Below are 23,288 nucleotides of genomic sequence, written 5' to 3' on the forward strand. Positions count from 1 at the left end.
CCAAACTTTAAAATGACAAAAAAAATTGGCTTAGCTGCACTACTATTTTTTAGTATTGCATCTGCAAATTCGCAAGAAGTTACATCTAATTTAATAATAGACAATCAAGGATTTTCAATTACATCTTTATGGAGAGGTGTTTTAGGAATGTTTTCATTATTAGTTGTCGCTTACTTGTTTAGTAGTAACAGAAAAGCAATAAATTGGAAAACTGTTGGAGCTGGGTTAACAGCCCAACTTTTAATAGCAATCGGTGTTTTAAAAATTCCTTTTGTACAGGCCATTTTTGAATTTGTTGGAAGTATTTTTACAAATATTTTAGATTATACAGCAGCAGGTAGTGAATTTTTATTTGGAGGTTTAATGAATAGCGAATCGTATGGATTTATATTTGTATTTCAAATACTCCCTACAATTATTTTCTTTTCGGCATTGACTTCCTTATTATTCTATTTAGGAATTATACAAATTATAGTAAAAGGATTGGCTTGGTTACTTACAAAATTATTACATATTTCTGGTGCTGAAAGTTTATCTGTTGCTGGAAATATATTTTTAGGACAAACAGAAGCCCCTTTAATGATAAAAGCATATTTAGAGCGTATGAATCGTTCTGAAATATTATTAGTTATGATTGGTGGAATGGCAACTGTAGCAGGTGGTGTTCTAGCTGCATATATTGGTTTTTTAGGAGGCAACGATCCCGAACTACGCTTACATTTTGCTAAACACTTGCTAGCAGCATCCGTTATGGCCGCTCCTGGAGCAATTGTAATTTCTAAAATGTTATATCCTCAAACTGAAACCATAAACACCGATGTTCACGTTTCGCAAGAAAAAATTGGATCTAATATATTAGATGCCATTGCAAATGGAACAACAGAAGGTTTAAAGTTAGCTGCTAATGTTGCAGCAATGTTATTGGTTTTTGTAGCTATTATTGCAATGCTAAATGGTATGTTAGGTTGGGTTGGAGATGTTACCAATTTAAATGATTGGATGGCAGCAAACACACCATATCCTAAATTTACTTTAGAAGCCATTTTAGGAACAATTTTTGCACCTCTAATGTGGCTTATTGGTGTAGCCAAAGAAGATGTTATGCTTATGGGACAATTATTAGGCGTAAAATTAGCTGCTAGTGAATTTGTAGGATATATTCAATTAGCCGAACTTAAAAATGTTGCAAATGTCACTCATTTTACTTATAATAAGTCTGTAATTATGGCAACTTACATGCTTTGTGGATTTGCAAATTTTGCATCTATTGGAATTCAAATTGGAGGTATTGGATCCTTAGCTCCTGGGCAACGTAAAACACTATCTGAGTTTGGTATAAAAGCATTAATTGGAGGTTCTTTAGCTTCATTACTTTCTGCAACAATTGCAGGAATGATTATCGGATAATTTTTGTTTATTTGTTTAAAAATAAACACCTAAACACTTAAATAGCAATAATGAAACAATATTTAGACTTAATAAAGCACGTTAACAAAAACGGAATTTTAAAAGAAGATAGAACTGGAACTGGAACAAAAAGTGTTTTTGGTTATCAAATGCGTTTTGATTTAAATGAAGGGTTTCCAATGGTAACTACAAAAAAACTTCATTTAAAATCTATTATTTATGAATTGCTTTGGTTTTTAAAAGGCGATACAAATATTGAATACTTAAAAGAAAATAATGTTAAAATATGGGATGCTTGGGCAAACGAGCACGGAGATCTAGGACCTGTTTATGGACATCAATGGCGTAATTGGAATAGTGAAGGTATCGACCAAATAACTGAAGTAATTAATACTATAAAAACAAACCCAGACAGTAGAAGAATGCTAGTAACCGCTTGGAATCCAAGTGTATTACCCGACACATCAATTTCATTTTCTGAAAATGTTGCTAACGGAAAAGCTGCTTTACCCCCTTGTCACGCTTTTTTCCAATTTTATGTAACAGACGGTAAATTATCGTGTCAATTATACCAACGTAGTGCAGATATTTTTTTAGGAGTTCCGTTTAATATTGCTTCCTATGCGCTATTAACAATGATGATGGCTCAAGTTTGTGGTTTAGGCTATGGAGATTTTATTCACACATTTGGTGATGCACATATTTATAGCAACCACAACGAACAAATTGCTTTGCAATTATCTAGAGAGCCAAAAACATTGCCTTTAATGAAAATAAATCCAAAAATTAAAAATATCTTTGATTTTAATTTTGAAGATTTTACCTTAGAAAATTACAATCCACACCCGCATATTAAAGGTGTAGTTTCTGTATAATATTATAGAAAAGAAAACGTTAAGCATAAAAAAACAGTATGGACTCTTTACAATTAAAAAATAAAATTATTCAAAGAATTATTGAAATTGAAGACGTTAAATTGTTAAAATCAATTGACATTCTTTTTAATACTTCAGATAAAAATATTTCAAAGTTTTTAGCTTTTGCAAATGAAAAATTATCTCAAGCTGATGAAAAAGAAGACTTTACAGATTATATAAAAGAATGGGTTAAAAGCATGTAAAACTAATTATATGATGAAAGAACAGCACGAATTGTATGAAAATGCTCGACATCGAATCAAACAAAAGAAACGATTATATTTACATTTTATAGTTTTTTTAGTGGGTTCTGTATTTTTAATTATACTTAATAAATTTTTAAATATTTGGGAACAGTTCGATTGGTTTGTTTGGGCAATTTTAATTTGGTTATTCTTTTTTATATTACATGTAATTAATGTTTATGTTACCAATAAGTTTATGAATAAAGAATGGGAGCGCAAACAAACAGAAAAATTAGTACTAAAACAAGAACTAAAAATTGCTAAACTTGAAAAAGAAATAGCCCAAGAAATAAAACTCAAAGCTGAAAGTGAGCAATATGCCTCAGAAGTAAAAAATAAGGAAGAACTGCCAAAAAAGACAAAAAACGAATGATTACAATTATAGCTGCAATAGCAGAAAATAATGCTTTAGGAAAAGACAATCAACTTATTTGGCATTTACCAGCAGATTTAAAAAGATTTAAACAAGTTACATTAAATCACCATATTATTATGGGTAGAAAAACGTTTGAATCTCTTGGAAAGCCACTTCCAAACAGAACTTCTATTATAATTACTAGAAATAAAAATTTTAATGCTGAAGGTTGTATTGTTGTACATACTTTAGACGAAGCTCTTGAAGCAGCAGCTACAGATGATAATCCATACATTTTAGGCGGGGCAGAAATTTACAAACAAGCTATTGAAATTGCAGATAAACTAGACCTAACTTTTATACATAATACTTTTAATGCTGATGCATTTTTCCCTAAGATTGACACTTCAATATGGAAAGAAACTTCTAGACAACATTTTAAAGCTGATGAAAAAAATAAATATGACTATAGTTTTGTGTCATATAGTAAAAAATAAAAAAGAGCCTTCAATAGAAGACCCCTTTTAATTAAACCAAACTTAATAATAAGTGAATTACTATTTCTTTTTATAAATTTTTTGTTCAAATACTCTACCAGCACTTTTCATTACAATGCTATAATTTCCAGATTTAAGATTTTTTATATTTAATGTTTTACCTAAGTTTATACCACCATTTAACTTCTCTTGATATAAGCTGTTTAATTGATTATCATATAAATAAATCTCAAAATCTTCCTTTTTAAATTCTATTTTAGAAATAAAAACTAAATCTCCCTCTTGCCTAACAATAGGCTTGTAATACGTACTTTCAATGTCGCTTTTAAATTCACATCCTTTAGAAGATATTTTAAAAGGCATTAAATTAATTTTTGTTCTACCTTCAATCTCAAAGTAATAATTACCCTCTGGCAATGTATTTAAATCATATTTTTTTGAAATATAATTTCCTTCAAACTTTTCAGTATATAGAACCTCTCCAAAAACATCTTTTACTCTTATTGTTAAATCGCCATCTGAATTTTCTAGTTTTAAATCAATTAACTTTGAGCTAATTACCTCTACTTTAACCTTGTTATTAATGTTTGTTGCGTTAATTACTATAGTAGTTAATAAAGCCACAATAAGTAATTTCATTTTAATTAAATTTTTCATATTCAATAATTTATTAATTAGTATGGGACAAATGTATGGCGGAATCTCAATCTAAAAAACCTCCAATTTTTCATATTTGTGTTCTATTTTAACTATTAATTAATTGTTAATAATTCGATAGGTTAATTTAGAACATAAAAACATCAAATCTAAATAGAATCATTGTTTTATTTATATTTACTTTTGTACTTATAGAGAATATGAAAAATACAAAACCAACATTTAAAAAACTAAATCCTGAATTCGGAAGCTCAATTCGAATAAAACAACATAGTAAAAATGTTGTTGATGGTTTACCCTCGTGGCATTTTCATCCAGAATTAGAGTTGATCTATGTTAACAAAGCAAAAGGTAAAAGACATATTGGCAGCCATTTATCTTATTTTAGTAATAGTCAATTAATTCTTATTGGGGCTAATTTGCCACATAGTGGTTTTACAGATAGATTTACTTCAAATGGTAAGGAAACGGTTATTCAATTTAAAGAGGACTTTTTAGGAGAAAATTTTGTTAATTTACCAGAAATGCAACTAGTAAGATCATTGTTTCTTAAAGCCAAGAAGGGTATTCTATTTAATATTGAAGTAAAAACATTAGTTGGTCCAAAAATAGAGAATTTAGTTAATTTTGAAGGAATGGATCGAATTATCCATTTTTTAGAAATTTTAAAAGATTTAGCGCAAACAAAGAATTATACATTATTAAATGTTGATGGTTTTGCTTTTGAAGTTGAGCCTCAAGATAATAACAAAATAGACGTTATTTTTGGTTTTGTAAATACCAACTTTAAAAGACCTATTCCTTTAGATGAAATTGCCGAAAAAGTAAACATGACAGTACCCGCATTTTGTAGGTATTTTAAAAAGTCTACTAACAAAACATTTACCCAATTTGTAAATGAATTTAGAATTGTACACGCTACAAAATTACTTGCAGAAAATCATTCGAGTATTACAGAAATTTGTTTTGAAAGTGGATTTAATAACTTCTCTCACTTTAATAAATTATTTAAAAAATTTACAGGAAGTAGCCCTCTTAAATACCGTAATGAGATGAAAAAATTATTGGTTCAAAAGTAAATTTATTTATAATCTGTTAATTTTCACATTCAGAAATTTATTTTCATAAATTCTTGCATTCACAGCAATAATAGCTTAAAACATATCGGTTGGACTAACCAAGAATCATAAACTAATTAATATCTAACATAAAAGGAGCCCTAGCCTGTATTCCTTTTAACGTTGAAAGTTGTTTTATACTTTTATATATTTTATAATGCTCCTCCCCTAACTCTTCCAAAAATAATTTTTCTTTAGATTTCATAAAAGGAAAACTATTAATTCGATCTTCAAAATCTATTTTATAACTAGGGTAATTTCTAACTCTATAATCTGTTACTTCAGCCAATTCTGCAGCATGTAAAATGGCATCATCTAAATTACCTAATTTATCTACCAAGCCTTTTTCAATAGCTTCAACTCCAGACCAAACTCTACCTTGAGCAACACTATCAACTTCAGCTACTAACATGCCTCTTCCTTTTGCAACTCTTTCTAAAAAAGTAGTATATACTTGTTCAACTCCTTCTTGTGTAACTGTTCTAAAAGCATCTGTCATTGGTTCAAAAACACTATAACTAGCACCCTTATTAGTACTTACTTGCTCCGCATTAACACCAATATTATCGGCTAATTGACTAATGTTTGGCAACACTCCAAAAACACCAATAGAACCTGTAATTGTAGTAGGTTCCGCAAAAATGACATCTGCATTACATGCAATATAATATCCCCCAGATGCAGCTAAATTACCCATAGAAACAACAATTGGTAACTTTGCACTAGCCAACTCTAATCCTCTCCAAATCAACTCACTAGACAATGCGCTTCCTCCTGGAGAATTTACCCTTAAAACAATGGCTTTAACATTTTTATCATCCGTTGCTTTTCTTAGTGCATTAATAATTAATTCTGGGCCAATAGTATTTTCATCTCCTTTACCATATATTATTTCACCTTGTGCATAAATTACAGCAATTTTATTAGTTGCTGAAGAACGTTTACGTCCTTTTCCAATAGAAATATAATCTTTTAATGTAATTCGGTTTAAATCATCATTTGAAGAAGTACCAGTTGCAATTTTTAATTTATCGGTATATTCATCAACATAAACTCCTCCATCTACCATACTATTTTCAAGCGCTAAAACAGCATTTCTTGCCAATAAATCGTCTGCAATATAATTTAATTCCTCAACAGATTTATTTCTACTTTTAGAAATATCTTGTAACATTTCGTTCCAAATAGAAGTTAAAAAAGATGTAATTTGACTTCTGTTATTCTCGCTCATTTTGTTATATAAAAAAGGTTCAACAGCACTTTTGTATTTTCCATGGCGAATTACCTCCAATTTAACTCCAGTTTTATATTGTACATCTTTAAAGTATAAAACTTCTGTAGAAAGTCCTTTAAAATCTATAGCGCCATAAGGATTTATAAAAACAGAATCAGCAACGGAGCTTAAATAATAACTCTTCTGATCGTATAAATCGGCATAAGCATTTATAAACTTACCCGATTCTTTAAATTCTGAAAGAGCATTTCGTATTGCTTGGGTTTGAGCAATTCCGCCATTAATACCAGAAACTCGAATACTAATACCTTTAATATTGGTATCGGAAGCGGCATTATGAATGGCATTTAGTATTTCATTTAAACCCATTTTACCATCATTAAACCCAAATATTTCATCAAAAGGGTTTTCACTTTTTGGAGCATAATCTTTAATTACCCCCTTTAATCTTAATTCTAAGACAGAATTGTTTTTTATCTCTATTTTTTCACTTTCAGAAGCTAATGAAGCTATTAAAATAAATAGCATAAAAATGACGCCTAAAGCTATAAATGTTCCAAAAATGGAAGCTACTAAATTTCTTAAAAATTTCATGAGTGCACTTTATTATATTAAAATAACTTAAATGTTTATAAGTTGAGCCACAAAGATATATTTTTAAATAATACTTTTCTTTTCTTTGTACTCAGTTTATGAAAATATTAAGAACCACATATCTTTCTTTAGGAAGCAATCAAGGTGCTAAACTTAAAAATTTACAAAAAGCAATTAATCTAATTGCTGAAAAAATTGGTACTGTCTCTAAAATTTCATCTGTTTATAAAACCGCATCTTGGGGTTTTAAAAGTGATGATTTTTATAATATATGTGTTGAACTTTCTACAAATTTAAATCCAGAAGATTTATTAAAAGCTATTCATAAAATTGAAGTTTTTTTAGGAAGAAAACCAAATATTAATACTGAATATAAAGCTAGAACCATTGATATTGACATTTTATTATTTGATGCTGAAATAATTTTTTCAAAAGAATTAAATGTTCCTCATAAGGAAATGTTGCATAGAAACTTTGTATTAATTCCTTTGGCAGAAATTGCACCAAATTTAATACACCCTATTGTAAAACAACGCATGTGCGTTCTTGTTGAAAATTGCACAGACAACAACGAAATAGAAAAAACGAATCTAAACCTCGTACGTCCGATTTGTATTTCAGAAAAATATAATTACATAGCTATTGAAGGGAATATTGGTGCTGGTAAAACAACACTAACAAATATGATTGCTGAAGATTTTAATGCAAAAAAAGTATTAGAACGCTTTGCAGACAATCCATTTTTACCAAAGTTTTACCAAGATAACGAACGCTATGCTTTCCCTCTGGAAATGAGCTTCTTGGCGGATAGATATTCACAACTTACCGATGATTTAGCGCAATTTGATTTATTTAAAAACTTTATAGTTTCTGATTATTATATTTTTAAATCCTTGATTTTTGCACAAGTAACTTTACAAAAGGAGGAGTATTTTTTATATAGAAAAATGTTTGATATTATGTACAAAGAAATTACCAAACCAGATTTGTACATTTATTTATATCAAAATACACCACGCTTATTGGAAAACATTAAAAACCGTGGTAGAGATTATGAGCAAAATATTGCTCCAGAGTACTTAGATAAAATACATAAAGGATACAACACTTTTATTAAAACAGAAGAAAAATTAAACACCTTAATTATAGATGTTTCAAACAAAGATTTCCTAAATAATTCAGACGATTATTATGCCATTTTAAATACTATAAAAAGTTGTAGCTAAAAATTGTTAACAATTTTTATATTCTAGAATTCTGCTTTCTCACTTGTACCTGTAACTGCTCTCTATAGAATTTAAACTACTTTTTCAACTCTAATTTTTCAGCAAAATAATCGCAAAAATCGCGCATAGTTGCTGTCATTTTTTCATCATTAGTTGCGCGTTCAAAAGTACCAGCCATAGAAACTAATGTTTGATGAAAAAATTGTTTCATTTCATCTATTGGCATATCTTTTGTCCATAAATCCATTCTTAAAGTATCCTTTGTTTTTGAATCCCAAACAGATATCATTAAAGCTTTTGCTTCTTCATTAGAAATTCCTCCCTCTTCGGCACTCCAATGTAATTTTTCTGGAACTTTATTTTCATCTAATCCAACTGTAAATTCAATTTTTGATGTATGTGCTACCGCCATTATTTCTTTGGTTTATATTTAGAGTTTTTAAATATTTCATCTGCATTTAATTGCAAAAGTTGCTGCAAAGTTACATTATTATTTTTCATATAAGATGTAACAATCTGCCAACCCAACCACACACCAATACTTCCTGGTGATTCTTTATCAATATCAATAAAAAATTTTGAAAAAGGTGCTTTATCAATAAAACGTGTTCGCAAATTTGGGTCTAAACTATAAAGCAATTCATGTTCTATAAAAAACTTCCAAATTTCAGATTCGTTAGCTGCTGCCCAATCAAACTCTTCGGAGGTATAACCAATTAAACTAGCTTTTGAATATTCTGGCAAATAACTTTCAATTAAAAACATTCTTTTTCCTTGGTCAATCATAATATCTAAAAATTGTCTTTTTCTACTAAAACTAAAATATTTTTTACTAATCTCATTTGCAATATCTACTACCAATTGCTTTTTATCAAAATTTTGAGAAAGGTATGCTGGAAAATCTAAATAAATAGCTTGATCCTTACCTAAATACATATCTAATGAAACAAACAATAAACTATCTGCATATATTATCTTACTTTCATAATCCAAATTTGTAATTAAGGTTATTATTTTAGGTTCCTTAAAGTTTTTATGATAATATTTTATATGTTTAAATAAATCTTCAATTTCAGATGTTTGCTCTGAAAAATCTCCAAAAACTTCTTGAGATGTTTTAAAAAGTTCAATTTCATCAATATCGTTAATTTTTTGTAACCAAATACTATCTGAATTATGCTTAGGAAATAAATAAGGATATTGTTTTTTTAACTCTGGTAACGTTTTAACTGTTGTATTAAAAAAATTTTGTTCAAATCGATCAACTTCTACATTAATTTCAATATTTGAAACATCAATATTCCTTTTAATTTCTTTTTTGCAAGAAAAACTTACTAATAAAACTACTAACAGTATTAAAATTTTGTTCATTAATTTCTATATTTACGCCTCTTTCTTTTAAAACGCTAAAATTACTAAAAAAGTTTAATTATGAATACAGAAAAAGTTGTTGAACATATTGTTAACTGGTTAAAAGAATATGCAACTAATGCAAAGGTAAATGGATTTGTAATTGGAATTTCTGGAGGAATAGATTCTGCAATTACCTCAATGCTTTGTGCAAAAACAGGCTTTCCTGTTTTATGTGTTGAAATGCCAATTCACCAAGGAGAAAACCAAGTTTCAAGAGGAAAAGAACATATTTTAAATTTAAAAAATCAGTTTAAAAATGTAAGTTCAACCGAAGTTAATTTAACAGACACCTTTGAAAAATTTAAATTGGTAGTTCCAACCATTGAAAATAAAGTTACAGTAAATATGTCTTTAGCAAATACCCGTGCCAGATTGCGTATGACAACTTTGTATTATTTTGCAGGTCTTCACGGTTATTTAGTTGCTGGAACTGGAAATAAAGTTGAAGATTTTGGGATAGGCTTTTTTACAAAATATGGCGATGGAGGTGTAGATTTAAGTCCTATTGCAGATTTAATGAAGTCTGAAGTTTATGAAATTGCAGAATTCTTAGAAATCCCTAAAAGTATTCAAAAAGCAGCACCAACCGATGGTTTATTTGGAGATAGCAGAACCGATGAAGATCAAATTGGAGCAAGCTATAACGAACTTGAATGGGCAATGAAACAAGCTGAAATTGGAAAAACCGGTAACGACTTTTCTGGTAGAGAAAAAGAAGTCTTTACCATTTTTTCAAAAAGAAACAGGGCTAATAAACATAAAATGGTTGCCATTCCTGTTTGTGAAATCCCAAAAGATTTAAAATAAAAAATATTCGTTTTAAAGTTTAAAAGTAACTACCGGTAATTTAGCATGGTTTGCTAAATCTTCCCCAATACTTCCATTAAACAAATGCGCTAATCCTCTACGACCATGTGTATTAAGCACTATAACATCTGCATCAATCAATTTAGAGAAATTAAGTACGCCAGACTCTACAGAAATATCATTATAAATATTTAGGGTAAAATCGCCTAAATCAAACCCGTCTATAAAACTTCTAATTGCATCACTAGATTCTTTTGTAGTCTCAAAATTGTGAATTGTATTAATTTTAAGTAAATGCAATTTTGCATCAAACAAGAGTGTAAAATTTAATATTTTTTGAAAAGCAGACCTATTATCAATCTTAAAATTAGACGCAAAAACAATATTTTTAATATTAAAATTGTCTATATCTCTTTTTATAACCAATACAGGAATTTCAGAATTTCTAACAACTTTTTCAGTATTGCTTCCAACTAAAATTTCTTCAAGACCAGATGCTCCTTGAGAGCCCATTACAATTAAATCAACTTCATGTTTTTTACTTTCGTCTAAAATACCATCATAAGCCTTATGAAAATTCACAGAATCTTCCACTTCAATACCTTCTAAAAACGGCAGTTTTTTAAATTCTTCGAATTTCTCGTGTGCTCTTTTTAAAAATAACAATGTTGTTGGTGCATTATTTGAAGTCCCAAAACTTGAAGGATCAATAACTCCGGAAGGTAACTCAAGCATATGCAATAAAAATATTTTCGAATTGGTTTGTTTAGCTATTGATGCTGCAACTTTCGCTGCATATTCAGCTTGTTTTGAAAAATCAACTGGTACTAATATACTTTTCATAAAAAATTTTGTTCTTAATGTTCTGCTTTAAGGTAAAGTTAAGAATTTTAAATTAAAAAAAGAATGATTTTTTATAATTAAAAAATTGTTAGTATATTTGCACCGAATTATTACAGAATAGAGGATTGGAGGGGACGTAAAGTCCCCTCTTTTTATAAAATAATGGATAAAACTAAAATTATAGATTTAGTAGATCAAGCACTAAAAGAAAACTCTGCGTTATTTTTAATTGATCTAAAATTTTTACCTGACAATAAAATTTACGTTGAGGTAGATGGAGATAACGGTATTGCTTTAACTGAATGCATTAGAATTAGCAGAGCCGTTGAGCATAATTTAGATAGAGAGGAAGAAGATTTTTCTTTAGAAGTAACATCGCCTGATATAGCAAACCCTCTAAAAGTAAAACGACAATATTTAAAAAATATTAATCGTATTCTGCAAGTTAAGTTAATTAACAATTCAAACGTTGAAGGAAAACTTATAAACGTAAATGAAGAAGATATAGAGTTAGAATGGAAAGTACGGGAACCAAAACCAATAGGTAAAGGTAAAATTACAGTTGTAAAAAAAGCAATAATACCATTTGTGGATATTTTAGAAGCAAAAGTGAAAGTAATATTTTAATTAAATGAATGCATGGAAAATATAGCATTAATTGAGTCATTTTCAGAGTTTAAAGGAGATAAAAATATTGATAGAGTTACCCTAATGTCAATACTTGAAGAAGTATTTAGAGCAGCTTTAAAAAGAAAATTCGGGTCTGATGATAACTTTGATATTATTATAAATCCAGATAAAGGTGATTTAGAAATTTGGAGAAACAGAGTAGTTGTAGCAGACGGAATGTCTGAAGATGATAATGAAGAAATTGAACTTTCAGAGGCAAGAAAGATTGAACCAGATTTTGAAATTGGTGAAGATGTTTCTGAAGAAGTGAAACTAATTGACTTAGGTAGAAGAGCAATTTTAGCATTGCGTCAAAATCTTATTTCAAAAATTCATGAGCACGATAGTACGAACACCTTTAAACACTTTAAAGAATTAGAAGGAGATATTTATAGTGCTGAAGTGCATCACATTCGACACAACGCAATTATATTATTAGATGATGATGGAAATGAAATTGTTTTACCAAAAAGTGAACAAATTCGTTCAGATTATTTTAGAAAAGGAGAATCGGTTCGTGGAATTATAAAAACTGTAGAATTACGCGGTAACAAACCAGTTATTATTTTATCAAGAACATCACCTCAATTCTTAGAAAAATTATTTGAACAAGAAATTCCTGAAGTATTTGATGGTTTAATTACCATAGAAGGTGTTGCCAGAATACCAGGTGAAAAAGCAAAAGTTGCTGTAGATTCTTACGATGATAGAATTGACCCAGTTGGAGCCTGTGTAGGTATGAAAGGTTCTCGTATTCACGGAATTGTACGTGAATTAGGAAATGAAAACATAGATGTAATTAACTTCACAAAAAATACACAATTATTTATTTCTAGAGCTTTAAGTCCTGCCAAAGTTGTTTCTATGAAAATTCATGACGAGGAAGGCAGAGAAGATGGTAAAAAAGGAAGGGTTGATGTATATTTATTGCCAGAAGAAGTTTCAAAAGCAATTGGTAAAAACGGAGTAAACATCCGTTTAGCATCGCAACTAACAGGGTACGAATTAGATGTTCAACGTGAAGGTGTTGAAGCTGAAGATGATGTAGAGTTAACAGAATTCTCAGATGAGATAGAAGCTTGGGTAATTCAAGAATTCAAAAAAATAGGTTTAGATACTGCACGTAGTGTACTTGAAAAAGATGTAGCTGAACTTTTAAAAAGAACTGATTTAGAAGAGGAGACTATTTTAGAGGTTCAAAAAATATTAAAAGAAGAATTTGAAGATTAATCTTTAAATTTTCAACAACAAATAGGCTAAAAATAAATTATATGGCTGACAACAAAACATTGAGATTAAACAAAGTATTACGCGAATTAAACATTTCGTTAGATAGAGCCGTTGAGCACTTAACAAATCATGGATTTGAAATTGAGGCGCGACCGACTACAAAAATATCTAATAAAGAGTACAATGTATTACTAGATGGTTTTCAGACTGATAGGAATAAAAAGGCAGCTTCAAAAGAAGTCAGTGAAGAAAAGAGAAAAGAAAAGGAAGCCCTAAGAATTGCTCTTGAAGAAAAGATGGAAAAACAACGTCTTGAAGAAGAAGCTAAAAAAGTTGTTGTAAAAGCCAAAGCAGAAAAATTAGAGTTAAAAACCGTTGGGAAAATAGATATTGAACCTAAAAAGGAAGAACCAAGTACTCCTGAGGTTGAAGCTTCTAAACCAGTTGTTGAAGAAGAGGTTAAAGAAGAAGCTCCTAAAAAGTCTGAAGAAGTTAAAAAGGTTATTGCTGAAACTCCAAAAGTTGTTGAAGCAAAACAAGAAACTCCTAAAAAGGAAGCGCCGAAAGACGCCCCTAAAAAAGTTGAAAAAGAAGCTTCCCCTAAAGTTTCAAAAGAGACTACGGTTAAAAAAGAAGTTCCTAAAATTACAAAACCAAAAATTGTTGAGCCAGTTGTAAAAAAAGAGGAAAAACCTGTAAAAGAAGATAAAAAACCTTCTGAAACTGTAGAATCTTCAGAACCTGCAACACCTCAAACAATTGAAACTCAATATAAAAAATTATCAGGGCCAAAAATAACAGGTAAAACAATTGATTTAAAACAATTTGAAAAACCTAAAAAGAAGAAACCTGAACCAGCAGCGAAAAAAGAAAAAACTGCTGATGCAAATAAAAAGAAACGCCGTAGAATTGTTAAAAAAGCACCTACTCAAGGAGGAGCTAGAAGACCTGGAGGTGCGCCACAAAGTAGAGGTGGAAACCAAAGAGGTCCATTAAGAGGTGGTCCTAGAAAACCTATAGTAAAAGAAGAACCATCTGAAGCTGAAGTTCAAAAACAAGTAAGAGAAACTCTAGAAAAACTTCAAGGTAAATCCAAAAAAGGAAAAGGAGCAAAATACAGACGTGATAAAAGAGATCAACATCGTCAACAAACGGAGATAGATCAAGAATTACAAGCAGCAGAAAGTAAAGTACTTAAGGTTACTGAATTTGTTACAGTTAGTGAAATTGCAACAATGATGAGTATACCTGTTACAAACATTATTTCTACTTGTATGTCTCTAGGAATGATGGTAACTATGAACCAACGTTTAGACGCAGAAACATTAACAATTGTTGCTGAAGAATTTGACTATACAGTTGATTTTATTGGTGCAGAAGTTGAAGAATCTATTGAAGAACATCAAGATACTGAAGAGGAATTAGAAAATAGAGCACCTGTTATTACAGTAATGGGACACGTAGATCACGGTAAAACATCTTTATTAGATTATATTCGTGAAGAAAACGTAATTGCTGGAGAATCTGGTGGAATTACCCAACACATTGGCGCTTATGGTGTACAACTAAAAAGCGGACACAAAATCGCGTTTTTAGATACTCCTGGTCACGAAGCCTTTACGGCAATGCGTGCACGTGGTGGACAAGTTGCAGATATTGTAATTATAGTTGTTGCAGCTGATGATGATGTTATGCCACAAACAAAAGAAGCAATCAGCCACGCACAAGCTGCAGGTGTACCAATTATATTTGCAATAAATAAGATTGACAAACCTACTTCAAATCCAGAAAAAATTAAAGAACAACTTTCACAAATGAATTTGTTAGTTGAAGATTGGGGTGGTAAAATACAATCACATGATATTTCTGCTAAAACTGGTTTAGGAGTAGATGATTTACTTGAAAAAGTAATTTTAGAAGCTGAAATGTTAGATTTAAAAGCAAATCCAAATAAAAATGCTGTTGGAACTGTAGTTGAAGCTTTATTGGATAAAGGTCGTGGATATGTTTCAACTATTTTAGTACAAGAAGGTACTTTAAAAATTGGAGATTATATGCTAGCTGGTAAACATAGTGGAAAAATAAAAGCTATGTTTGATGAGCGCGGAAACAATATGCAAAATGCAGGTCCTTCTACACCAGTATCAATATTAGGTTTAGATGGAGCTCCACAAGCTGGTGATAGATTTCACGTTTTTGAAGACGAAAAAGAAGCAAAACAACTTGCTACAAAACGTTCTCAATTACAACGTGAACAATCTGTTAGAACCCAACGTCATATTACTTTAGATGAAATTGGACGAAGAATTGCATTAGGAGACTTTAAAGAATTGAACATTATATTAAAAGGTGATGTTGATGGTTCTGTAGAAGCCTTAACTGATTCATTCCAGAAATTATCTACAGATGAAATTCAAGTAAATATTATTCATAAAGGTGTTGGTGCCATTACAGAATCTGATGTATTATTAGCTTCTGCATCTGATGCCATAATTGTTGGATTTAACGTTAGACCATCTGGTAATGCAAGAATGTTAGCTGATAATGAAGAAATTGATGTAAGAACATATTCAATTATTTATGATGCAATTAACGATCTTCGTGATGCAATGGAAGGTATGTTGTCTGCTGAGATTAAAGAAGAAGTTACAGGTAATGTTGAAATTAGAGAAGTTTATAAAATTTCTAAAGTGGGTAACATTGCTGGTTGTATGGTAACCAGCGGAAAAATCTATAGAAATTCTAAAATTAGAATTATTAGAGATAGTGTAGTTATTCATTCAGGTGAATTAACTTCTTTAAAACGATTTAAAGATGATGCGAAAGAAGTTGCCAAGGGATATGATTGTGGTATTCAAATAAAGAACTTCAACAATATTGAAGTTGGTGATGTGATTGAAGCCTACCAAGAAGTTGAAGTTAAAAAGAAATTAAAGAAAAATTAATATAATTTCTAACTTTATAAAACAAAAAAATCGAGGCTATAAACCTCGATTTTTTTGTTTTATATCAAAATATCAATAATATAAATTGATATTGTTTTTAATTTAACTTTTCTTATTTGCCAATTGTCCACAAGCAGCATCAATATCCTTACCTCTACTTCTACGTACATTTACAATAATATCATTCATTTCTAAAATGCTAATATAATCGTCTATGGTTTGAGGTTTTGCCTGTTGAAAGTCTCCATCATCAATTGGATTATATTCAATTAAATTCACTTTACAAGGCACATATTTACAAAACTTAACCAATGCTTGTATGGCTTCTTTTGAATCGTTTATTCCTTCCCAAACAACATACTCATAAGTAACTCTACTATTTGTTTTTGCATACCAATATTCTAAAGACTCTTTTAAATCTATTAAAGGAAATGCTTTACTAAAAGGCATTATTTCTGATCTAACCTCATCAATTGCAGAGTGTAACGAGACTGCTAAATTAAATTTAACATCATCATCTGCTAATTTTTTAATCATTTTTGGAACTCCTGAAGTAGAAACCGTAATACGTTTTGGAGACATTCCTAAACCTTCTTCCGAAGTTATTTTTTCTATAGACTTAAGTACATTGTTGTAGTTCATCAATGGTTCTCCCATTCCCATAAAAACAATGTTTGATAACTTATGATTGTAATACAATAAACTTTCTTGATTTATTGCTGCAACTTGATCAAAAATTTCATCGGGATTTAAATTACGCATTTTCTTTAAACGTGCAGTTGCACAAAAACTACAATCTAAACTACAACCAACCTGACTAGATACACAGGCAGTTGTTCTACTTCCTGTTGGAATTAAAACAGATTCCACAACCAAACCATCATGTAAACGCACAGCATTTTTTACAGTTCCATCCGAACTACGTTGCATATCATCAACCTGAATATGGTTAATTACAAAATGAGTTTCAAGCATTTGACGTGTCTCTTTTGAAATATTTGTCATATCATCAAAAGAATGCGCACTTTTACTCCATAACCATTCATACACTTGATTTCCTCTAAACGCCTTATCTCCATTTGCAACAAAAAAATCTCGTAATTCGGTTTTAGTTAATGCTCGTATGTCCTTTTTTATACTCATTTATAGTTTAGGTTTAGAAAAAAATTGTCTAAAAAGTATAAATATTAACATTCTGAACTAGTTTCAGGCAGACGAACACACACTTTTTAGACACTTATAACTTTAAAAAAATAATATTTTTTATATAATTAACATCGCATCTCCATACGAGTAAAATTTATAACCTTCTTTTACAGCTTCTTCATAAGCTTCCATTAAAAAATCATATCCAGCAAAAGCAGCAGCCATCATCATTAAAGTAGATTTTGGAGTATGAAAATTTGTAATCATACAATTTGCTATACTAAAATCATAAGGAGGAAAGATAAATTTATTAGTCCAACCATTAAAAGAATTTAAATGATTATTTGAAGATACAGAACTTTCCATTGCTCTCATAACTGTTGTTCCAACTGCGCAAACTCTTCTTTTAGTATCTATTGCATTATTTACAATTTCAACCGTTTCATCAGGAATAATAGCTTGTTCAGAATCCATTTTATGCTTTGATAAATCTTCAACTTCAACAGCACTAAAAGTACCTAAACCAACATGCAATGTAACTTCTGCAAAATCTACACCTTTAATTTCTAAACGTTTCATTAAGTGTTTAGAAAAGTGTAAACCTGCAGTTGGAGCAGCAACGGCACCTTCGTGCTTCGCATAAATTGTTTGGTAACGTTCCTCATCATCTTCATTAACTTCTCTTTTAATATATTTTGGAAGTGGAGTTTCTCCTAATTCTTCCAATTTCTTTCTAAATTCTTCGTAAGAACCATCATATAAAAAACGTAAAGTTCTACCTCTTGAAGTTGTATTATCAATAACTTCTGCAACTAAACTTTCGTCATCACCGAAAAATAATTTGTTACCAATTCTTATTTTTCTAGCTGGATCTACCAATACATCCCATAACCTACTTTCTGCATTTAATTCTCTTAGTAAAAATACTTCTATTCTAGCACCAGTTTTTTCTTTTTCACCATACATACGGGCAGGAAAAACCTTTGTGTTATTTAAAACCATTAAATCTCCTTCATCAAAATAATTGATTAAATCTTTAAATTGTTTATGCTCAATTGTTTTTTCTTTTCTATTCAACACCATTAAACGTGATTCATCTCTGTGCTCTGCAGGATATTCAGCTAATAAATCTTCTGGTAATTCAAATTTAAAATGTGATAATTTCATATGTGATTTTTAGTATTTTTTAATATTACAAAAAGTTAAAAATAGTTCTTAAAATCAGAAAATTTAAGTAAGCTATTTTGTTCGTTTTTAATTAAGTGAGCGCAAATATACAACATCGGCATAGGCGTTGTCAAGTGATTTGCAATAAATTTTAAGTATCGAAAGTTTTAAAAGCTAAAAATTTAACTGTTTAGTCCCTATAATTAACTAATTCAAGCAAAATAAATTAGCATTTGTTAATTATTAATTGTCAACTGTTTAAAGTCTTTCCAAAAAGTTGGGTACGATTTTGAAACTACATTTGGATCTTCAATTTGTAAAGGAACTTTTAAAGCCAAAGGTGCAAAAGCCATCGCCATTCTATGATCATCGTAAGTTGCGATAGCAATATTTTCATTTATTTTGGTTGAAACTTTTAATTGCAGAGTTTCATTGGTTATTTCAACCTTCCCTCCTAGTTTTTCAATTTCTGTTTTTAAAGCCACTAACCTATCGGTTTCTTTTATTTTTAATGTATGAAGTCCCGTTAAAAAACACTCCAATCCTAAGCCAAAACACGTTACTGCAATGGTTTGCGCAATATCTGGAGCTCCAATTAAATTTAAATCTATTAATTCTGAAGGATTTAATTTTCCAGTATTTTTCAACGTTATAGTGTTCTTTTCAAAAGTGGTTTCAACTCCTAAATTCTTATAAATTTCAGACAACACAGAATCGCCTTGTAAACTTGTCTTTTTGTAAGACGACAATGTTATTTCAGAATTCGGACTCAACGCACACAAGCTATAATAATAGGATGCTGAGCTCCAATCAGATTCTACAACTATTGTTTTTTCTTCAATTGTTGGTTTTGGATGAATTGAAATAATATTTTTTCTCCAAGAATAATCAATACCTAATTCCCCTAACAATTGCAAAGTCATTTTAATATATGGCACAGAAGTAACTTCGCCTTTAAACTTTAACTGCAAACCGTTTTTTAATGTTGGTGCAATTAATAATAATGAAGAAATGTACTGGCTACTTACATTTCCTTCAATTTCAACACTATCTTTTATTAGTTTTTTTCCTAAAATTTTTAAAGGAGGAAATCCTTCCTTTTCTATATATTCAATATCAGCACCTAAATCTCTTAAAGCATCTACAAGAATTTTAATAGGTCTGTTTTTCATTCTATGTGAACCGGTTAACACTATTTCAGAATTTTCTTTTACCGAAAAATAAGATGTTAAAAATCGCATTGCCGTACCTGCATGTCCAATATTAATTTCATATGAAGTACTTGCCAACGCTTTTTCCATTAGTTTGGAATCATCAGAATTTGAGATATTCTCAATCTTTAAATTTGAATAAAACTGCTGTAAAATCAGTAATCTGTTCGTCTCACTTTTTGAACCAGTAATTTGAATAGTTCCGTTTACTGAATTTTTTATTTTATCAATTTTCAACAATTCCATAAGTGATAATTTATACTTAATTATAAAATATATTTTTTAGCTTTACTAATCATTTAATTTCAAACAATCTAACCAAACATCATGAAAAAATACTTTTTACTACTAAGCTGTTTTATTTTTATTTCAGCCCACAAAGTTAATGCTCAAAAAATAGTATCCAAATTTAGTAAAGAATATTACAAATCTATTGAGTATCGTAATATTGGACCATTTAGAGGTGGTAGAAGTGCCGCAGTTACTGGTGTACCAAACAAAGCAAATTTGTATTATTTTGGTGCAACTGGTGGTGGTGTTTGGAAAACAACTGATGCTGGTAATACTTGGAGTAATATTTCAGATGGTTTTTTTGGCGGATCGGTTGGTGCAGTTGCGGTAAGTGAATCTGATACCAATGTGATTTATGTTGGTAATGGTGAAGTAACTGTGCGGGGAAATGTTTCTTCTGGTGATGGAATGTGGAAATCTGTAAATGCAGGAAAAACTTGGGAACAAATTGGCTTAAAAAATTCAAGACATATTCCAAGAGTTAGAATCCACCCTAAAAATTCAGATATTGTTTTTACAGCAGTTTTGGGCGATTTGTACAAACCAACACAAGAAAGAGGTGTTTACAAATCTATTAATGGAGGAAAAAATTGGAAAAAAGTACTGTTTTCTAATGAAAATGCTGGTGCAGTTGATTTGATTTTTGACCCAACAAATCCACGTATTTTATATGCTTCAACTTGGAATGTAAGAAGAACTCCTTATAGTTTATCAAGTGGTGGCGAAGGTTCAGCACTTTGGAAAAGTACTGATGAAGGTGAAACTTGGACAAACATTTCAACAAATGAAGGATTGCCAGAAGGTATTTGGGGAATTAGCGGCATTGCAGTTTCTCCAGTTAATTCGGACATTGTTTGGGCGTTAATAGAAAATAAGAATGGTGGAATATACAAATCTTTAGATGCTGGTAAAACCTGGAAATTAATTAATCCCGAACGTAAGTTACGTCAACGTGCATGGTATTATACACGTATTTATGCCGATACACAAGATGAAAATACTGTGTATGTAATGAATGTGCAATACCATCAATCTAAAGACGGTGGCAAAACATTTAAAACATTTAATGCTCCACACGGAGACCATCACGATTTATGGATTGCACCAGAAGATAACCAACGTATGATTATTGCTGATGATGGAGGCGCCCAAGTAAGTTTTGATGCTGGTGAAAATTGGAGTACCTATTACAATCAGCCAACTTCTCAATTTTATAGAGTTGTTACCGATAATCATTTTCCTTATAGAATTTATGGAGCGCAGCAAGACAATTCAACAGTTAGAATTTCACACAGAACTAATGGGGGAACAATTGAAGAAAGTGATTGGGAAAGTACTGCAGGTGGCGAAAGTGCTCATATTGCCGTAGATCCTTTAAATAATGATATTGTTTATGGTGGAAGTTATGGTGGATTGCTTACCCGAGTAAATCATAAAACTGCAGAAAGAAGAGTAATTAATGTTTGGCCTGATGATCCAATGGGTCATGGTGCTGAAGATATGAAATATCGTTTTCAATGGAATTATCCTATTTTCTTTTCTCCACACAATGCAAAAAAGATGTATACTACTTCTAATTTTGTTCATGTAACTTATAATGAAGGCCAATCTTTTGAAATAATCAGCCCAGATTTAACCAGAAACGATCCAAAAACATTAGGACCTTCCGGTGGACCAATTACAAAAGACAATACTGGCGTTGAATATTACGGAACTATTTTTGCCGCAGTAGAATCTCCTTTTGAAAAGGATTTAATTTGGACGGGTTCAGATGATGGGCTGGTTTATATTGCAAAAGATGGTGGTAAAAACTGGACTAATGTAACTCCTAAAAAAATGCCTGAATGGACAATGATTAACTGTATTGAAGTTGACCCATTTACGGCTGGTGGTGCTTATATTGTAGGAACTAAATACAAATTAGGAGATTACACACCTTATATTTATAAAACAGAAGATTATGGTAAAACATGGAAATTAATTACAACCGGTATTGCTTCAGAACATTTTACTAGAGTTTTACGAAGTGATCCTAATAAAAAAGGTTTGTTATATGCTGGAACTGAAAATGGCATGTACATTAGTTTTGATGATGGCGCTAACTGGTCACCTTTTCAGTTAAATTTACCAATTGTTCCTATTACAGCTTTAACTATAAAAAACAACAATCTAATAGTAGCAACCCAAGGAAGAAGCTTTTGGATTATTGATGATTTAACACCACTTCACCAGTTAAACGAAACGCTAATTTCAAAAGAAGCTTTTTTATTTAAACCAATGGATAGTTACAGAATGGGAGGAAGTAACAAAAAATCTAAAACTGCTGGACAAAATCATCCCGGAGGTGTAATTGTAAATTATTTTGTTAAAAACCTTCAAAAAGAAGATACTTTAAGTTTGTCCTTTTTTGAAAAAGATGGAAAGCATATAAAAACCTTTTCAACAAAACCAGATGAGAGTCAGGATGAAGAAAAATTTAAGGCCGTAAAAGGTGCAAATAGTTTTAATTGGAATATGCAATATCCTAATGCCGAAAAGGTAAAAGGGATGATTTTATGGTGGGCATCTTTAAAAGGTCCAAAAGCCTTACCTGGTGAATATATAGTTAAAATGGATTTGAATGGAAAGCAAGTTTCTGAACAAAGCTTTAATTTATTAATAGATCCAAGAAGTACTGCGACCAAAGAAGATTTAGTAGCACAATTTAATTTTATCATTGAAATTCAAGAAAAATTAACTGAAATTCATAAAACATTAAAAAATATAACCAAGATTAAGACTCAAATAAATCAATTAAAAAGTTCAATTTCTGACAAGAAAAAAAATAAAGAAATTATTGAATTGGCAGATAAAATTGTTAAAGGTTTAACCAAACATGAAAACGAATTATACCAAACAAAAAGTAAAAGTAATCAAGACCCATTAAATTTTCCAATTAAATTAAATAACAAATTGGCACATTTAAATTCGTTAAGTTCTATCGGAGATTTTAAACCAACTGACCAGTCGGTTGAATTTAAAAATGAAATTACAAAGCTAATTGATGATGAGCTAGTTAAAGTCTATGCTATTTTTAACAAAGATATAAAACAGCTTAATAAAAAAGTTAAAGAAAGTGATATTGAGCTAATTAATTTAGATTAAAACAGTTTCCATTAATGATTGCTAACAGTTCTAAAGAATATTGAAGTTTATGGATGCTGAAAAAATATAGACTTACTTATATTGGAATAAAATGATGAAAGGTATAGAAGTCTAAAAATAAAAAAGCCTGAATCTTAACATTCAGGCTTTTTTTGTTCATAAAGACTCTACT

20 protein-coding genes are annotated in these 23,288 nt (G+C 30.2%); 12 read left to right on the forward strand and 8 right to left on the reverse strand.

All coding sequences use genetic code 11. From position 1 onward, the window contains the following. Nucleotides 1-12 precede the first annotated feature (12 nt). From IEW75_RS08215 to IEW75_RS08235, 5 genes are read left to right on the forward strand one after another with little or no spacing between them, the layout of a single operon-like run. Nucleotides 13-1,407, forward strand: a complete 1,395-nt coding sequence (locus IEW75_RS08215) for a NupC/NupG family nucleoside CNT transporter (protein WP_134248591.1) — start codon at nt 13-15, stop codon at nt 1,405-1,407. A gap of 50 nt (nt 1,408-1,457) precedes the next feature. Continuing rightward, nucleotides 1,458-2,282, forward strand: coding sequence for a thymidylate synthase (locus IEW75_RS08220; RefSeq protein WP_134248590.1), 825 nt, complete (start codon nt 1,458-1,460; stop codon nt 2,280-2,282). Between the two features lie 38 nt (nt 2,283-2,320). Next, nucleotides 2,321-2,527 carry a hypothetical protein gene (locus IEW75_RS08225; protein ID WP_134248589.1) on the forward strand — a complete coding sequence of 69 codons (207 nt, stop codon included), beginning with the start codon at nt 2,321-2,323 and terminating at the stop codon, nt 2,525-2,527. Nucleotides 2,528-2,537: 10 nt separating this feature from the next. Then, nucleotides 2,538-2,942, forward strand: coding sequence for a 2TM domain-containing protein (locus IEW75_RS08230; RefSeq protein WP_134248588.1), 405 nt, complete (start codon nt 2,538-2,540; stop codon nt 2,940-2,942). Continuing rightward, the gene (locus IEW75_RS08235; RefSeq protein WP_134248587.1) at nt 2,939-3,421 is read left to right on the forward strand and encodes a dihydrofolate reductase; all 483 of its coding nucleotides are present in this window, start codon (nt 2,939-2,941) and stop codon (nt 3,419-3,421) included. The genes IEW75_RS08230 and IEW75_RS08235 overlap by 4 nt, the downstream gene beginning before the upstream one ends. Nucleotides 3,422-3,481: 60 nt before the next feature. On the opposite strand, the gene IEW75_RS08240 is transcribed toward IEW75_RS08235, so the two are convergent. Continuing rightward, nucleotides 3,482-4,078 (reverse strand): T9SS type A sorting domain-containing protein, encoded by a 597-nt coding sequence (locus tag IEW75_RS08240; RefSeq protein ID WP_134248586.1) that lies wholly within the window; start codon nt 4,076-4,078, stop codon nt 3,482-3,484. A gap of 200 nt (nt 4,079-4,278) precedes the next feature. Here IEW75_RS08240 and IEW75_RS08245 point away from each other — a divergent pair, with 200 nt between their 5' ends. Then, nucleotides 4,279-5,157, forward strand: a complete 879-nt coding sequence (locus IEW75_RS08245) for an AraC family transcriptional regulator (RefSeq protein WP_134248585.1) — start codon at nt 4,279-4,281, stop codon at nt 5,155-5,157. 112 nt (nt 5,158-5,269) lie between these two features. Here the strand turns inward: IEW75_RS08245 and sppA are convergent, their stop codons facing one another. Next, entirely contained in the window at nt 5,270-7,024 is a 1,755-nt protein-coding gene (sppA, locus tag IEW75_RS08250; protein ID WP_134248584.1) for a signal peptide peptidase SppA, read from the reverse strand. A gap of 98 nt (nt 7,025-7,122) precedes the next feature. Here sppA and folK point away from each other — a divergent pair, with 98 nt between their 5' ends. Further along, nucleotides 7,123-8,250, forward strand: a complete 1,128-nt coding sequence (gene folK / locus IEW75_RS08255; RefSeq protein WP_134248582.1) for a 2-amino-4-hydroxy-6-hydroxymethyldihydropteridine diphosphokinase — start codon at nt 7,123-7,125, stop codon at nt 8,248-8,250. Between the two features lie 76 nt (nt 8,251-8,326). Here folK and gldC read toward each other — a convergent pair whose 3' ends face one another. Continuing rightward, nucleotides 8,327-8,662, reverse strand: a complete 336-nt coding sequence (gldC, locus tag IEW75_RS08260) for a gliding motility protein GldC (protein WP_134248581.1) — start codon at nt 8,660-8,662, stop codon at nt 8,327-8,329. Continuing rightward, nucleotides 8,662-9,621, reverse strand: coding sequence for a gliding motility lipoprotein GldB (gene gldB / locus IEW75_RS08265; protein WP_134248580.1), 960 nt, complete (start codon nt 9,619-9,621; stop codon nt 8,662-8,664). Before gldB ends, gldC begins: the two co-directional genes overlap by 1 nt. A gap of 60 nt (nt 9,622-9,681) precedes the next feature. Between gldB and nadE the strand changes: the two genes are divergently transcribed. Beyond that, nucleotides 9,682-10,470, forward strand: a complete 789-nt coding sequence (gene nadE, locus IEW75_RS08270) for an NAD(+) synthase (protein WP_134248579.1) — start codon at nt 9,682-9,684, stop codon at nt 10,468-10,470. A 12-nt stretch (nt 10,471-10,482) separates the two neighbouring features. Here the strand turns inward: nadE and IEW75_RS08275 are convergent, their stop codons facing one another. After that, a complete protein-coding gene (locus IEW75_RS08275) occupies nt 10,483-11,313 on the reverse strand; it encodes a universal stress protein (RefSeq protein WP_134248578.1) in 831 nt (276 codons plus the stop codon). Nucleotides 11,314-11,475: 162 nt separating this feature from the next. Here IEW75_RS08275 and rimP point away from each other — a divergent pair, with 162 nt between their 5' ends. The 3 genes from rimP to infB are packed head-to-tail and all read left to right on the forward strand — an operon-like array spanning nt 11,476 to nt 16,157. Beyond that, nucleotides 11,476-11,940, forward strand: a complete 465-nt coding sequence (rimP, locus tag IEW75_RS08280; protein WP_134248577.1) for a ribosome assembly cofactor RimP — start codon at nt 11,476-11,478, stop codon at nt 11,938-11,940. 12 nt (nt 11,941-11,952) lie between these two features. Next, the gene (gene nusA, locus IEW75_RS08285) at nt 11,953-13,212 is read left to right on the forward strand and encodes a transcription termination factor NusA (RefSeq protein WP_134248576.1); all 1,260 of its coding nucleotides are present in this window, start codon (nt 11,953-11,955) and stop codon (nt 13,210-13,212) included. 41 nt (nt 13,213-13,253) lie between these two features. After that, the gene (gene infB / locus IEW75_RS08290; protein WP_134248575.1) at nt 13,254-16,157 is read left to right on the forward strand and encodes a translation initiation factor IF-2; all 2,904 of its coding nucleotides are present in this window, start codon (nt 13,254-13,256) and stop codon (nt 16,155-16,157) included. A gap of 102 nt (nt 16,158-16,259) precedes the next feature. Here the strand turns inward: infB and rlmN are convergent, their stop codons facing one another. From rlmN to IEW75_RS08305, 3 genes are all read right to left on the reverse strand, one after another. Further along, nucleotides 16,260-17,300, reverse strand: a complete 1,041-nt coding sequence (gene rlmN, locus IEW75_RS08295; protein WP_134248574.1) for a dual-specificity RNA methyltransferase RlmN — start codon at nt 17,298-17,300, stop codon at nt 16,260-16,262. A gap of 120 nt (nt 17,301-17,420) precedes the next feature. After that, nucleotides 17,421-18,470: a tRNA preQ1(34) S-adenosylmethionine ribosyltransferase-isomerase QueA gene (gene queA, locus IEW75_RS08300; protein ID WP_134248573.1), complete on the reverse strand. Its 1,050-nt coding sequence runs from the start codon at nt 18,468-18,470 to the stop codon at nt 17,421-17,423. A 236-nt stretch (nt 18,471-18,706) separates the two neighbouring features. Continuing rightward, the gene (locus IEW75_RS08305; protein WP_134248572.1) at nt 18,707-19,927 is read right to left on the reverse strand and encodes a 3-phosphoshikimate 1-carboxyvinyltransferase; all 1,221 of its coding nucleotides are present in this window, start codon (nt 19,925-19,927) and stop codon (nt 18,707-18,709) included. A gap of 81 nt (nt 19,928-20,008) precedes the next feature. On the opposite strand from IEW75_RS08305, the gene IEW75_RS08310 reads away from it, so the two are divergent. Further along, the gene (locus IEW75_RS08310) at nt 20,009-23,116 is read left to right on the forward strand and encodes a WD40/YVTN/BNR-like repeat-containing protein (protein WP_134248571.1); all 3,108 of its coding nucleotides are present in this window, start codon (nt 20,009-20,011) and stop codon (nt 23,114-23,116) included. Nucleotides 23,117-23,288: the final 172 nt, after the last annotated feature.

The organism is Lutibacter litoralis (genome assembly GCF_014646675.1).
GTDB lineage: Bacteria > Bacteroidota > Bacteroidia > Flavobacteriales > Flavobacteriaceae > Lutibacter > Lutibacter litoralis.